General features: G+C 44.5%; 12 protein-coding genes. 3 read left to right on the top strand and 9 right to left on the bottom strand.

Annotated elements, in window-relative coordinates; all coding sequences use genetic code 11:
- Nucleotides 1-15: 15 nt before the first annotated feature.
- Both N7U62_RS06480 and N7U62_RS06485 read right to left on the bottom strand, forming a co-directional pair.
- Nucleotides 16-1,572 (bottom strand): DUF1501 domain-containing protein, encoded by a 1,557-nt coding sequence (locus N7U62_RS06480; RefSeq protein WP_264137086.1) that lies wholly within the window; start codon nucleotides 1,570-1,572, stop codon nucleotides 16-18.
- A 4-nt stretch (nucleotides 1,573-1,576) separates the two neighbouring features.
- The gene (locus tag N7U62_RS06485) at nucleotides 1,577-3,286 is read right to left on the bottom strand and encodes a DUF1800 domain-containing protein (RefSeq protein WP_264137087.1); all 1,710 of its coding nucleotides are present in this window, start codon (nucleotides 3,284-3,286) and stop codon (nucleotides 1,577-1,579) included.
- 131 nt (nucleotides 3,287-3,417) lie between these two features.
- Between N7U62_RS06485 and N7U62_RS06490 the strand changes: the two genes are divergently transcribed.
- Genes N7U62_RS06490 through N7U62_RS06500 form a run of 3 tightly spaced genes read left to right on the top strand, consistent with a single transcriptional unit; the run spans nucleotide 3,418 to nucleotide 5,852 of the window.
- On the top strand, nucleotides 3,418-4,311 hold the full coding sequence (locus tag N7U62_RS06490; RefSeq protein WP_264137088.1) for an ABC transporter ATP-binding protein: 894 nt from the start codon (nucleotides 3,418-3,420) through the stop codon (nucleotides 4,309-4,311).
- Complete coding sequence (locus N7U62_RS06495) at nucleotides 4,304-5,107, top strand: DUF2705 family protein (protein ID WP_264137089.1); 804 nt, start codon at nucleotides 4,304-4,306, stop codon at nucleotides 5,105-5,107. Before N7U62_RS06490 ends, N7U62_RS06495 begins: the two co-directional genes overlap by 8 nt.
- 46 nt (nucleotides 5,108-5,153) lie before the next feature.
- Nucleotides 5,154-5,852 carry an SIMPL domain-containing protein gene (locus tag N7U62_RS06500; protein WP_264137090.1) on the top strand — a complete coding sequence of 233 codons (699 nt, stop codon included), beginning with the start codon at nucleotides 5,154-5,156 and terminating at the stop codon, nucleotides 5,850-5,852.
- Here the strand turns inward: N7U62_RS06500 and N7U62_RS06505 are convergent.
- The 7 genes from N7U62_RS06505 to N7U62_RS06535 form a co-directional block, all read right to left on the bottom strand.
- Nucleotides 5,849-6,910: a ferredoxin--NADP reductase gene (locus N7U62_RS06505; RefSeq protein WP_264137091.1), complete on the bottom strand. Its 1,062-nt coding sequence runs from the start codon at nucleotides 6,908-6,910 to the stop codon at nucleotides 5,849-5,851. The genes N7U62_RS06500 and N7U62_RS06505 overlap by 4 nt on opposite strands.
- Nucleotides 6,911-7,126: 216 nt before the next feature.
- A complete protein-coding gene (locus N7U62_RS06510; RefSeq protein ID WP_264137092.1) occupies nucleotides 7,127-7,591 on the bottom strand; it encodes a globin family protein in 465 nt (154 codons plus the stop codon).
- A gap of 211 nt (nucleotides 7,592-7,802) precedes the next feature.
- Complete coding sequence (locus tag N7U62_RS06515; RefSeq protein WP_264137093.1) at nucleotides 7,803-8,513, bottom strand: cytochrome c3 family protein; 711 nt, start codon at nucleotides 8,511-8,513, stop codon at nucleotides 7,803-7,805.
- Nucleotides 8,510-11,095: a cytochrome c biogenesis protein CcsA gene (ccsA, locus tag N7U62_RS06520; RefSeq protein WP_264137094.1), complete on the bottom strand. Its 2,586-nt coding sequence runs from the start codon at nucleotides 11,093-11,095 to the stop codon at nucleotides 8,510-8,512. The genes N7U62_RS06515 and ccsA overlap by 4 nt, the downstream gene beginning before the upstream one ends.
- Nucleotides 11,095-12,153, bottom strand: a complete 1,059-nt coding sequence (locus tag N7U62_RS06525) for a ferredoxin--NADP reductase (RefSeq protein WP_264137095.1) — start codon at nucleotides 12,151-12,153, stop codon at nucleotides 11,095-11,097. Before N7U62_RS06525 ends, ccsA begins: the two co-directional genes overlap by 1 nt.
- Nucleotides 12,154-12,170: 17 nt before the next feature.
- The gene (locus N7U62_RS06530) at nucleotides 12,171-12,647 is read right to left on the bottom strand and encodes a hypothetical protein (protein WP_264137096.1); all 477 of its coding nucleotides are present in this window, start codon (nucleotides 12,645-12,647) and stop codon (nucleotides 12,171-12,173) included.
- A 62-nt stretch (nucleotides 12,648-12,709) separates the two neighbouring features.
- Nucleotides 12,710-13,540, bottom strand: coding sequence for a c-type heme family protein (locus N7U62_RS06535; RefSeq protein WP_264137097.1), 831 nt, complete (start codon nucleotides 13,538-13,540; stop codon nucleotides 12,710-12,712).
- Nucleotides 13,541-13,570 lie beyond the last annotated feature (30 nt).

The following is a 13,570-nucleotide window of genomic DNA, read 5'->3' on the forward strand; positions in this document are numbered from 1 at the left end:
ATGTTGTTTCTTTCTTTAACTCTTGATCAAATTAAGGGCTTGTTTGTTTCTGCCATCAGTCATGACCAGCAGATACTGCCCCGTTCGCAGGCCTCTCACATCTATGGACAATCGATTCGTTCCCAATGGAAAGCTTCCTCGATGCATTTTTCTGATCAGTCGTCCATCTATCGACATCATTGACACACTCACCGGATTGTGACGCACAGAAAAAGATAAAGTTGCATATTCCTTGACTGGATTAGGAAAAAGTAGAGGTTCGGCAAAGGATCCAGACGTTTGAGGGGCATTGAGCACTCCATCTGAGATAATAGGCAGCGTATCATAGCCCCGATAGAGCGTGGCATTCAGCACGGAACTATCCGCCCCAAACCACTGATCCAACACAGAGGCATAGAGCTGACGGTAATCGTACTGCATCTCCAGGTTATCCTCATAGGTCTGGCCTGTATGTATGTTTGGGTTTTGTCCCAGCACCCCGCCGTTGAGATGATTACCAAAGAAGAACATAGGTGCAGCAGAGCCATGGTCTGTACCCAAGCTGGCATTGGACACGATCCTGCGACCAAACTCAGAGAATGTCATTCCCAGCACACGGTCAGCGATTTGGAGATGCTCCATATCTGCCATAAAGGCCATAATGGCATCATTCAAGGTCTTCAACAAGGTAGCGTGCTCACCCGTGGTATGATCGCCATCTTCCACCTGGGCATCGTGGGTATCAAAGCCTCCCAACCTGACCATATACATGGGCGTCTTCAGTCCTCCTGCAATCAGTCGGGAAACAATTTTGAGTTGATTAGCCAGATCGGTTTCTGGATAGGCCAGTTGATTGTTTACTTTCTCAGCAGCGGATTTCACTACTTCGCCATATTGCTGCGATTGTCTGGCGATTAGTCGTACGTATTGCAAGCGATCGCCAGCAGGCGTATCAGGTGCAGGATCGTCGCGGTTTTCTATCAGATTATAAAAGGATTCTGGATTGCTCATCGTCATGCTCATGCTGGCATTAGGTCCCTGGAAGAGCAATGAACTCCCAAAACCAATCTCCACTGAGAGCGGATCCTTCATGGTATCGGTGGGATACACTTCGGGATACCCGGGAAAAGTCTGATCCAAAAAGCGACCCGACCAGCCAGAAGGAATGACTTCCGTAGAATCAGAGCCACTCATCCAGATATCCGTGGATCGAAAATGGCTGTAGTTCTGGTTTTCATATCCTACAGACTGTATGATCTGTAATCGATTTTCCTTGTAGAGAGAAGCCAGGCCATCCAAAGCAGGATGTAAACCGACCTCAGCACCAGCCAATTCGTGGAGCGAATTGTCAGGTAGGATCACATGAGGACGAACGCTGTTCAGCTCTGAGAGGTGGTTGAGTGGCACTACGGTATTGAGGCCGTCGTTTCCTCCCTCCAGAAATATCATCACCAGCACGCGATCCGTCTCGGCAGCCAACTGCAAAAAGCGCTGCAAAGATTGGCCATTGACCTGATTCAATCCAATGGTACTCATCAGCCCGGGTACGGCCATCGTATGGCAGGCATGTCTTAAAAATTCTCTTCTTTTCATAGCGCTACATCAGTTGAAATTCTCCCAACTGACACATGGCCTGCATAGTGGCCTTCAATCGGGTCTCTACAATTTGTTTGAACTCCATATTATCCGGAAAGTCCTGATAATCTATCCAGGCCCCTAGCCAGTAGCCGTCCGTTTGTTGGCCACTGAGCAAGATGGACTTCAGATAGTCTTTGGTCTCCTGACTGATCGGTATGCCTAGCAGTATCATGGCAGCCTCCTCGATCAGTGTATTGGGATTCTGCGGATTGTCCAGGGTTTCAGCAAAGGCAATCAGATCTGCCGTGATGGTCTCCGATTCGCTGACCCAAAAGCCCCAGTGAATGAGTGAATCGATACGAATGGCCCGTTTGGTAATGCTATCCGTCGTGATCCACAATCTATCATAGGACGGCACCTGATAGTAGGCCTGCCATCCTGCAACATTGGGGGGATCACCTAGCTCCTGCCCTATCTCCGCCATACTCCATAGCAAACTGCGCTGAGCTCTGTAGATCGCTGTAGTCTCCTGGCTATGGTACTGGACATTCATCGTGCGCCAAAAGCCAATCAAATGATCAGTTGGGCTCTTGATCATTGCGCCTAGGTTGCTCTCATCATAAAAGTGAGCGGAGCTAAACATGGCTTTGATGACTGGCATGATTTCATAATCATTGTCTCTGAGCATAGTCGCCATCGGCTCGATCATCTGCGTCTCGACTGTTTCGTCGATTTCCGGATGCACGAAAAAGTTATACAACCTTCTGCAGAGATAAAGTGCGGTTTCGTCATTGTCCATCAACATAGAAATCAGCTCATCAAGTTCAACCTCTGCCGATAGTCCCTGCCTGCCCTGAATCACTCTGTTGCCATAAAAGGCTGAAAAGGTCTTGTCCTCCGAGTCGTGCCATTCGGGCTTAAAGAATGACTCCACAGGTCCTGTAGCATTCACTTGATTGTCCCAATCGATGGTATTGCCCGTCAGCAAACGAGCCGCTGTCTGCACATCTGATTCGCTAAATTTCGCATTGGGTCCCTTCCCTATGCAGAACAACTCCTGCAGCTCCCGAGCATAGTTTTCGTCCGGCGCATACTTGTGATTCCATGCGCCATTCAGGAAGATCAACATCGAGGGATCTAAGGTAATCGCCTTGATCAACTCTCTAAAATTACCCAGCGCATGCGTTCTCAGGGTTTCGAAATAGCGGTAACTGGTCTTAGAAACAAACACATCCCAAATCTTAGCTGGGATCAGATTGTTCCAGAACAAAATCATTTTTTCGTGGATCGTATTTTCCTGATCTATCAGGTTCTGAACCAACCAGCCTTTGAGTGATGTGATTCGGGGGCCTTCCAGTTCATTGCGACGAGGGGCATCTACAAAGCTTTCTCCAAAAGGCACATCCGGATCCTCTACGCCCTCTCCCATATCGTTGTAGTTATTAGCTGGGGCCGTAGGTATTGGAGAAGTGCTGATCAGTTCGTCTATAGCGGCCGTCAGTCCCAATGCCTGAAAATGCTTCAGATCTGTTTTGCGATAACCGAAGAGGGTTCGCTTGAGCAAATGAGAAGCCTGCTGCTCTCCCCACTCACCAGCGTAGGCCTCCAATCCAGTAGTGGCTTTGGTACGAGCCCTGCTTCGCGCACTCGTTTGAGGGTCTTCAGTAAAAATGACGGGGTCTACCTTGCGGTACTTGCGAACCCATTCGTCAATATCCCTGTCTTTCATAAACCTTTGATTAATTTCACGGATGATGTAATAAAGCTACGAAAACAAATACATACTGTAAACATCTGAATCATTCATATATTGCTAAGTCCTATGACATTGGAAATGCAAATCATAAATAAACCAGTCACATGTCCATTTTAAAGACGAACAATTTAACCAAGCACTATGGATCGCGAACAGCGGTCAAAGCGCTCAATCTAAAGATAGAAGCCGGTCAGGTCTTTGGCCTGCTAGGACCTAATGGCAGTGGTAAAACAACCACCCTCGGCATGGTACTAGGCGTAACGAATCCCAGTTCTGGAGACTATGAGTGGTTTGACCAGCCCGGATCAGCAGAGAGCAGAAGAAAAATTGGAGCCATTCTGGAAACTCCTAGCTTCTACCCCTATCTATCAGCAGTCGACAACCTGAAAGCTGTCGCACAGATCAAAGGTGTCCCAAATGATGCCATAGACAAAGTCCTAAAAACCGTAGAGCTTGCAGATCGAAAGCATGACAAGTTTCAGACCTACTCCTTAGGGATGAAACAGCGTTTGGCCATCGCATCGGCCCTTCTATCAGATCCTGAGGTCCTCATACTGGACGAGCCAACCAACGGTCTGGATCCCGCAGGAATCGTAGAAATCCGAGACATCATTCTGTCTATCGCCGACACTGGTAAAACGATCATTCTGGCCAGTCACTTGCTATCCGAAGTGCAGAAGGTATGCAGTCATTTCGGGATACTAAAAGAAGGACAGCTGCTGCACCAGGGCAGTATCCATGACATAGAAGGAGAAAAAGTAACGATCGAAGTAGGCGCCACCGACATGGAGAAGCTGAAAAGCTCCCTGGAAAAACTAAAAGGTGTACATGCCATCCATCGCGACGGGGCTTTTTATCGACTGGAAATCGCTCATGAAGTGACCACAGAATATGTGATGCAACATGTACAGGCAGACGGCATCATCCCGACCCACATCTCTAGACAACAAGGAAATCTCGAACAAGAATTTTTAAAAATATTGGCTAACCATGAATAGACTTATCAAACTCGAATGGATCAAGAACAAATCCAATCTGACCTTTTGGATATTGCTATTAGTATATCTGGGAGCCGTTTTCGTGATTCTTTCCTCTGGAAAAATCTTGATGAATGCCACCTATGAATTTACTTCCAATCAGGAAATACAGGAGATCCCTCAAATTACTATTTATGACTTTCCTGGCATCTGGCACAACCTAAGCTACATTGGTTCTTTTGTTAGAATTTTGCTGGCCATTGTCATGGTAGTCAATATCAGTAACGAAATCTCTTTTCGGACCATTCGGCAAAACATCATCGATGGCTTGAGCAAAGAACATTTTCTCGCTTCTAAATTGATATGGGCATTTGCTTTGTCTTCCGTTGCTACATTGGCCTTCATTGGCATCACCCTTTACTTTGGTTTCCAGTACTCTCCTAGCAAGACCAGTGAGGTCATTCTTTCAAACCTGGATTTCATAGGCGCCTACTTCATTGAGGTATTTGGATATCTCTGTTTTGCCATGATGGTGACTTTTTGGATAAAAAAATCTGGCTTAAGTATCATGTTCATTTTGGCCTACAGCATTCTATTCGAAAACTTCATTGGCTGGGTATTTTTGGATAGCGAAGGCTTCCTGATTAAGCTATTGCCGATCAATGCTTTAGATAACCTGATTCGTATTCCCATGAATTTTCTAGACCCAGAATCCGTGCAAAAAACTGTGGAAATTACCGAGCCGAGTATCGCCTTGGGTTGGACAGCGGGCTTCATATTCCTGTCCTATCTGCTGCTAAAAAATCGAGATGTTTAAATCTTCGGAACAGTTCTTGTTAACCCTCAGAAAAAAGACAACAACTATGAAAAAGATATTAACAATTGCCGTGCTGACGATCTTTACTTTGTCAGCCTTTGCTCAGACTTCTACTATTCAGGTCAATGGTCAGGCCGAAGTTTCTGTACTACCAGAAATCGCGGTATTCAACTACAACATCACCGCCCAATCTAAGTCCTACGACGAGGCGCTGAATGAGCTGAATCGCAGAGTGGATGCTCTGAGTGCAGATTTGAAGAAAGCAGGGTTTGATTCAGAAGCGATTAAAACCTCGCAGTTCAGTATCCGAAAGGACAAAATCTATGACCGTGGACAGATCAAAGGTGAGGAATTTGTAGCCAGCCAATCTTTAGTTGTAAAATTCGACTACAACATGAAGAAGCTACTAAAAGTACTCAATGGTACTACTTCTAGCAGTAGCGCGGCTAATTTGAGCATCTCCTTCGAGCTATCCAACGAACAAAAACAAGCAGCTGAAAAATCCTTGATGGTAGCTGCTATGAAAGACGCCCGAATGAAGGCAGAAACTCTTTCTGGTGTGGAAGGTTACAGCATCTTAGGAGTGAAAGAAATCATGCATCACAGTGCACCGTCCAGACCACTGGCACGTACCATGGAGTTTGACATGGCTATGTCTGAAAGCAAGGTAGCCAGCAGCTACCAGCCCAATGACATGAGTATCACGGATCAGGTGACGGTTGTTTACTTATTGGAAAGGAATTAATCCTCCATCACCTTTAGGACCACATTGTTGGTGACGGGGTGACTGATACAAGTCAAGACAATGTTCTGAGCAATTTCGTCATCGCTCAGAATGTTGTCTTCTCTCATAAAGACCTCTCCTGATTGACATTGTGCCTTGCAACTCCCACAGATACCATCCTTGCAAACAAAGGGTAGCTCCATTCCTTTATCCAAAGCAGCATTGAGAATACTGCGATTGGCCTTGACTGTCACAGAGTGAGTCTTGCCCTGATGAATGAGTTTTAGTTCACGGTTCTGTAACAAGGCACCCGCTGCTTTGGCTTCATTGGCAGAATCTGCGTTGACATATCGCTCTACGAAGACATTGGAATCAGGCACTCCGGCCAGTTTCAATCCCGCGATCGCCTCGATCATCATACCCGTAGGCCCACAGATGTAGCAGTAGGTATGACCAAAGGGGAATTTGGGCACCATACGGAGCAACTCCGGCACCTGGGTTCTTTGCACTCTACCTTTGTAGCAGTCTCTAGACTCTCCTGGATCTTCCAGAATATGAATCAGATTCAATCGATTTTGGTAATCGAATTTAATATCCTTCAGTTCCTCACTGTAGATAATCGATTCTTCATCTCGATTGCCATAAAAGAGAGAAACCATACTTTTATCTTCAAAGTAAAGAATGGTCTTGAGTATAGACATCAATGGAGCTATACCACTGCCACCACCGAAAAGAACGATATGCCTTTTCATCGACGGATCAGGCGTGATTTTAAACTCCCCTTGAGGATGCAGGACTTTGACCTTGTCCCCTTCTTTGACAAAATTGTACAAGTAATGAGACACACGGCCATCCTGAGTATTCTTTACGGTAATACTCAGCTCCTTTTCAATCTCCGGGGCAGAATTCAGAGAAAAACATCTCCTTTCGACTCCACCGTCGAGATTCACCAAAACAGTCAAATACTGTCCTGCAGAATATTTCAATTTCCATAGCAGGGGTTGCTTGAAGAAAAGGGTAATGGCATCCGGTGTTTCCCTGACGATACGTATTACCTTAAGCTTCGCTATTCGCTCCATTCATTCTTCATATTTCCACTCGGTCCATTCATTTAGACCTTAGTTAATTTCCTTAAAGCTGTTGATACATCAATTTAGAATCACACTTGCATAAATGCAAACATCATGATGGTATATGCTATCAACATAATCACAATTTTTGTTTTTGCTCTGTTCATGGTTGTCGTTTTTTAATTGGTTAGTAATAAATTAACAGAGGTGGATAGGTTAAATTTCTTATGCAGCTACCTGAGCAGCAGCATTTTTCATCGTAGTAGCGAGAATCGTATAGACCGAAACCCATGCGGATTTCACTTCTTCGTTCCAGTCATCGCCCAGGCCCTTTTCCAAGGTGTAAAGCAAAGCAGCAGCTACTTTGTCATAATGATCATCTTTCACTCCATATCCCACGTGGCGCTTGCCTAAATCTTGTACCACGGGAACCAAAGCATTCAGATCCTTCAAGCCGTTGACTGCTGCAGCCAACATCGTCATCAGTTTCCTTCCTTGCTCTTTGATGTCAGATTTGAAAAGTGATTTCAATTCGGGATCGATCTCAAACAAGCGGGAATAAAAAATCTCCGCTGCAGTATCAGCTATTGGAGCCACTTTAGCGAAGGATTCCTGAACCAAAGCTATTTCTTTGCTGGTCAGTGGAGCCTCTGGAGACTTTTTTTGAAATAATGACTTAAAGAAACTCATAGCGCTTTTAGTTAAGTTAAAGCTTGATCACAATGAAGCCCAATTATCCTAGACCTCAACACTTTCATCAATCAGGCTATGTTGTTTAATCATTGGGTAATTCAAAAGTAATTCGGACCCAGCGCTATTAATAGATTTATAAACAGACCAAAATTTGCTTTTTGTCAGCTATTCGAGCAAACATGCAATTAAGCATTTGAATAACAACATCTTACTTCTTTTTGTCCATCATCTCCCAATACTCTTCTTCGGATAGGGCATAGAATTTTTTCTTGTCAGCATAGGGGCTCACTCCTCCATCGAAGTACTCCTGTACGACCTGAATAGGAATGGTATCTGCCATACTTTCTGCGGTATGATAGATGTGATTGCCATGAAAATCGTGGCACTGCAGACAAGTCGTCCACATCTCTTGCGCAATCAGTTCTTTATGTGAGATTTCCAGCGGATCGTTTTTCATAACAGTCTCTCCATGGCAGTTTTGGCAGTAGCCAATCTCCATCTGCGTCAACCTCACGCCATTGTGCTCCAGGTGACATGCTTCACATTCGGTTACATTCAGTTTCTTGCGAACTTCAGAAAATCTCGCCTCTGTAAAACGGTGAAGCGGATGTCGATCATTGGCCCTGTCGTGGCAATCCAGACACTTTTCAGTATCCACATTCTCCGTCCCAAAATCCGCATCAGAACTTCGTAGCCCCACTGTGTGCATCAGGTTGGCTTGAATCTGCTGAAAGGCATTGCCCCGAGCGGGCGTATGGCAAGATTCACAGCTCAAATCCTCATGCCCTTTATTCATGGGACCTTTGGACAAAAAATCTTCATTTGACGGAACGGAAAGCACCACATAAGCTATCACCGTTATCAACAGGCCTACCCCAAAGCCTATCCACTGTCTTCTTCTTTTTCTACTAATCCTCATATACTCGTATTAATGGATCTTGAGACGGCTTGATCCTCCCAATCCTCTTTGTTTTCCTTTTTATAACTAATCGACATGATCTCTTCGCTTGCTTCTTTACCCTCTTTGATTTTGGATACCACCATCAGCACAGCCCCTATGAACAAAATCAAGGTTCCAATCCAAACCAGTTGGATGTGAGGAAATTCTTTGGCTTTGATAGTGATCCAGTCTCTTTGAGAAGCATCCAAACGAAGGGCAATCTCTCCAGTCTTAGGATCAATACTTTCTATTCGAGTCCTAAGGCCTAAGGCCTGTACTTCGTCTGAATACAAGCGAATCCTACCCTGCTTGATCAGGTATATCGGAGTAGCCGAATAGATTTGATATCCATCATCGATCAACAACTCTGCACCCAGAGCCAAATCATCAGAACCCAGGGCCAATCCAGGTAAGTCCTTGACTTCTTTAAGCCCATCCATCTTTATGCTCAATCCCATAAAATCGACTCTTTCAGTTCGTTTGAGCTTAGTTTGAATCGATTCTTTCCATTCCTTTTTTGCTGGATCAGGAAAATTGCTCACATGCACATAGAGATCTTCTCCCCAGAAGGAATGCGTATCGGGAGAAGCTACATATCCCATGTTAGGGTTGTTCTGCATTCTTGGTTTTAGATAGTAAGTTTTACCTTCCTTTTCCACTTTGATTTGATAGAAGGTGTTTTCAGCATCAATATGCACTGTATCTCCAGCAGACAATACTTTTACCCCCTCTTGCCACACGCCTCTCTTTATAACCCTTACATCTTCCATCGTGGTACGATAGGCATCCTCAGGGCTAAAATGCACCCCCTCTTTCGTGCTCAACAATGCTCCCTGATAGGTGAATTTGTACTCGCCTAGATCTTTGGGCACATTCTGATTGAGCAAAGCATGCTCCTGAACGGTATGTTCAGGAAGTGTAGAATTGGGCGATGAAATGGTGATGTTTTTTGAGACGATTTTAGAATATCCGGAAGAAAACAAAATCCCCAAAAGCATCACTGCAAAACCAAAATGCATCAAAGGGCTCCCAATTCGCCATCGCTGAAGGCGAAAGACCTGAATGAAAGAAACACCAGTAGCACAAAGCATAAAAGAGGTGGAAATGACTAATAGGATATACCTCCAATCTGCTATACTCCCCACAAAAATCAAAAAGGCTGAAAGCACCAAACTAACCGTTGCTGGAAACAAAAAAACATCCTCCAAATCCCTATCCGCTCGTTTCCAATATAACAGCTGTGCCATTCCCATTACCAATCCGAAGAGGATAGCAAAACCAATCTGAAACTTGCTATAAAAAGCCACAGGATCTGCAGGAGGTGCCAAAGACAAATTCATACCAAAAGCATCCGAAATCGCAGAAAAAACCGGCATAGAGGTGGGTAGCAGGATCTGAAAGGCAGAAAGACAGAAAACCCCAATCCCTACAATCGTCCAATAGTCAAAAGACCGTATAGAAAACTCTCCTTCATTCGACACCATACTTTGGAAATCTCGCCAGCGATAGACCAGCAATCCTCCAGATAGAAGCAAGACAAAGAGCAGAAAGAAAACCAGTTGCCCAGACAATCCCAGATCGGTAAAAGAGTGCACGCTGCTGTCTCCTAATATGCCACTTCTTGTCAAAAAGGTGGAGTAGACCACCAGAATATAGGACATCAATACCAGTACTGTTGAAAAGAACAACCCTTTCTTTCGCTTGCTATAAATCATCAGGCCATGAACCGCCCCTAGTAAGACCAACCATGGAATTAGCACTGCATTTTCTACCGGATCCCAATTCCAGTATCCTCCAAAGTTTAAGGTTTCATAGGCCCAATAAGCCCCCATCATGATTCCCAGCCCTAAAACACCTAGTGCCGCGATAGACCATATTTGTGCCATCCTAACCCAGCCTTTGAGCTCACCACTTATCAATGCACCTACACCATAGGAAAAAGGCACCAAGCATATGGCAAAACCCAGGAAAATAAAAGGCGGATGAATCACCATCCAGATGTTTTGCAATAAGGGATTCAGCCCTGTGCCGTCCTTCGGAACAAAACCCGCATCTATCTGATAGATCGGATCATTGAGTGTATCCTTGAGCAGCAAAAAGGCTGAACTCCCTAATCTATGTTCCCCAGTGATATATACTCCGACAATCATAGTGAGAAAGAATGACTGCACGGCAGTCAATACCATCATGGCACTTGATTCTCGTATTTTGGCTGTGTGTAAAAGCAATAGACCTACCAAGGCATTCCAAAATATCCATATCAGAAAACTCCCTTCCTGCCCTTCCCAAAAACAGGATAGAATGTAATAAAAGGGCAGTTCGGAAGAGGAATGCTTATAGGCATACTGATATTCGTAGTGCTGACCATAGAGTATCGCAAACAGGATGGCTACTGCTCCTACTACACTACCCACATGAAAGTAAAAAACCTTTCTTGCCAGAGACTTCCATTGAAAAGCATCCACGCCATCAGCAAAAGTAGAAGCTGAATAACACCAGGCTGCTACCAATGCAGACACCAGCGCCGATACTACCATCAAATGTCCAATATCCCCTATCATCAAGCGTATTTGATAACTACATTATTAGTAAGTGGTTTGCAAAGGCAAGGCAGCACCACACCGTCTTCCACCTCTTTGGCAGAAAGCACATGACCACTGCGCATGTAGACCTCTCCAGATTCGCAGCTCGCTTTGCAACTGCCACAAATCCCATCCATACAGACATAAGGAAGCTTCAACTTATGATCTAAGGCCGAGTCTAAAATCGTTCGGTTGGCTTTGACTGGTATGCGATGTTCTTTGCCTTTGTGAATGATCGTAACCTCTCGATTTTCGAGCAATGGGCCACTCGTTTTGGCTTCCTGAGCGGACGGTGGCGGTGCACTGAACTTTTCAATATGAATGAATTTAGGATCTACCCCTGCTAGCTTTAAACCTTCTTCGGCTTCTGTCATCATACCAGATGGCCCGCAGATATAATAAAGCGTTTTATCCGTACTTAGTTCAGGTAGATCATTGAGTAAACCGGGTACTTGCGACCGCTCTACTCTTCCCTTGTAGCAATCTTCAAAATCCCCAGGATTTTCCAGGATATGTACCAGATTTAACCGGTCTGGATAAATGGCCTTCAAAGCCCTAAGGTCATTATTGAAAATAATAGATTCCTTGTCCCTGTTTCCATAAAAAAGAGATACGTAGCTTCTTTCCTCAAAATTCAAAACGGTTTTAAGAATAGACATCAAGGGGGTAATTCCACTCCCTGCTCCGAAAAGCACTACATGTCGGCATTCTGCGGGGTTGGGTAAGAGGGTGAACTCCCCCATCGGATGGAGTACCTTGATTTTATCTCCTTCTTTAATATTCTCGAAAAGGTAATTAGACACCCTTCCATCTTTGATTCTTTTGACAGTGACACTTACTTCTTTGTCGACATTCGGTGCACTGTTGAGCGAATAGCATCTGCGCTCGACCCTTCCATCAATATTGACCAATAGCGTCAAAAACTGACCCGGGGTATATTTGATTTTCCTAAAAAAAGGCTGCTTAAAATGAATACTTACGGCATCCTCCGTTTCCTTCACCACTTTAAGTATTTTCAGTTTTGAGACTTTTCCCATGGGATATTCAAATTTCTTTATTCGTAGTAAAACACGATCCAGATATGATAAATCGTGATAAATGAGATAAATAATGACATAGACACATGCAGTATCATCCAGCCCTGAAAGACAACCTGAGACTTGCTTTTTAACAAATCGAGATTGAACATCCCCAACAAAAAGTTGCCGAAAAAGGTAATACTGAGCAGGAACAAATAGGCAAAGCCCAATTGCATAGAATGGATATAAAAGAGTAAAGGTGTCAATGCCCCCATCCAATTGTGGATACTATAAAACAGCAAGCTCTTTTCTTCCCATTTGGGTGTAGCTCGCACGATACTCAGTACCCATTGAAACAAGATGACCATGGACAAAGCAAGACCTGACCAACGACGATACATTTGATCAGCCTGCAATTGCTGTAGATATTCCCAGCGCCATTCGAACACATCCTGCAATACAAAAAGTGTGAACAGCAATAACCCCAGAATCAGATAAAGATTTTTACTCATAATAATACTGCACTATCAAAGTATGAGATGAGGCTCTCACCCCATCTCACCCATGCCTCAAATTATATTTTCAAGATAGATTTTAGTGTTTCATCTGCAGCCAGCACGTTGACGCTATCCAGGAACACATCAGGAGTTGGCAATGCATAGCCGTCTTTTGCAGGCCAGGTAGATCCAGCCATTGGCACCTCATTTTCCTTGAAGCCCGCTGCTTTGTCCAGATAAGACTGGAAAGTAGCTGCTGCACCTTCTCTATAAGCCATGATGATACCTTGCAATTCGTCAAACGAGACGGAATCTGATGGATAAGTCCAGGTAGTAGCTCCCTGAATATCTCCCAATACCCAATCGGTTTTAGTGGTCTCTGGGTGCTCGTTGTGACAATTGACACATGGTGCCGCCACCGCAAAATCAGGGAACATGGCAGTATACAACTGAGCTTCTTCGTCAAAGAAATATTTCGGAAGGCTATCCTTTCTCATTTCCGCAAAGAGATCAGCCTGCTTACCCGTAAACTTATTCGATTTGCGAACCGGGAAATCTGATCCCAAAAACAAGCCTAATGGTACTTCGCCTTTCTTGCGGATATCTCCGGCAATCCCTCTCAAGAACAAGGCAGGTAACGGACCTGCTTCTACGTGATCTTTTTCCCAATCCTCATCGAATTTGAGACCGTTTTTCTTTCCAGCTCCCACGATAGCCTTGGTATACAGCGTACGCGTGACGTCATTCTCCTTCGCCACGATTTCAAATGCTTCTTCTATGGAGTAAGCTTTGTCAGAGGCGACCGCCTTGGTCTCTTCTGGTAAAGGCTCGCAGGATTGAAACACAGCAAAGGCAGATAAGCCCAGCAAGGTTGATTTAATGATATGCTTAGTTTGAAATAAATTCATCTAGTAGTCTGATTAAAGTGTAAAAATTTC

This window comes from Reichenbachiella ulvae, assembly GCF_025833875.1.
GTDB classification, from domain to species: domain Bacteria; phylum Bacteroidota; class Bacteroidia; order Cytophagales; family Cyclobacteriaceae; genus Reichenbachiella; species Reichenbachiella ulvae.

What these genes read in the sequence shown, in the direction of transcription:
- N7U62_RS06485 (WP_264137087.1), bottom strand. Translation starts at nt 3,286, where the DNA reads ATGAAAGACAGGGATATTGACGAATGGGTTCGCAAGTACCGCAAGGTA.
- N7U62_RS06490 (WP_264137088.1), top strand. Translation starts at nt 3,418, where the DNA reads ATGTCCATTTTAAAGACGAACAATTTAACCAAGCACTATGGATCGCGA.
- N7U62_RS06525 (WP_264137095.1), bottom strand. Translation starts at nt 12,153, where the DNA reads ATGGGAAAAGTCTCAAAACTGAAAATACTTAAAGTGGTGAAGGAAACG.
- N7U62_RS06495 (WP_264137089.1), top strand. Translation starts at nt 4,304, where the DNA reads ATGAATAGACTTATCAAACTCGAATGGATCAAGAACAAATCCAATCTG.
- N7U62_RS06515 (WP_264137093.1), bottom strand. Translation starts at nt 8,513, where the DNA reads ATGAGGATTAGTAGAAAAAGAAGAAGACAGTGGATAGGCTTTGGGGTA.
- N7U62_RS06505 (WP_264137091.1), bottom strand. Translation starts at nt 6,910, where the DNA reads ATGGAGCGAATAGCGAAGCTTAAGGTAATACGTATCGTCAGGGAAACA.
- N7U62_RS06500 (WP_264137090.1), top strand. Translation starts at nt 5,154, where the DNA reads ATGAAAAAGATATTAACAATTGCCGTGCTGACGATCTTTACTTTGTCA.
- ccsA (WP_264137094.1), bottom strand. Translation starts at nt 11,095, where the DNA reads ATGATAGGGGATATTGGACATTTGATGGTAGTATCGGCGCTGGTGTCT.
- N7U62_RS06530 (WP_264137096.1), bottom strand. Translation starts at nt 12,647, where the DNA reads ATGAGTAAAAATCTTTATCTGATTCTGGGGTTATTGCTGTTCACACTT.
- N7U62_RS06480 (WP_264137086.1), bottom strand. Translation starts at nt 1,572, where the DNA reads ATGAAAAGAAGAGAATTTTTAAGACATGCCTGCCATACGATGGCCGTA.
- N7U62_RS06510 (WP_264137092.1), bottom strand. Translation starts at nt 7,591, where the DNA reads ATGAGTTTCTTTAAGTCATTATTTCAAAAAAAGTCTCCAGAGGCTCCA.
- N7U62_RS06535 (WP_264137097.1), bottom strand. Translation starts at nt 13,540, where the DNA reads ATGAATTTATTTCAAACTAAGCATATCATTAAATCAACCTTGCTGGGC.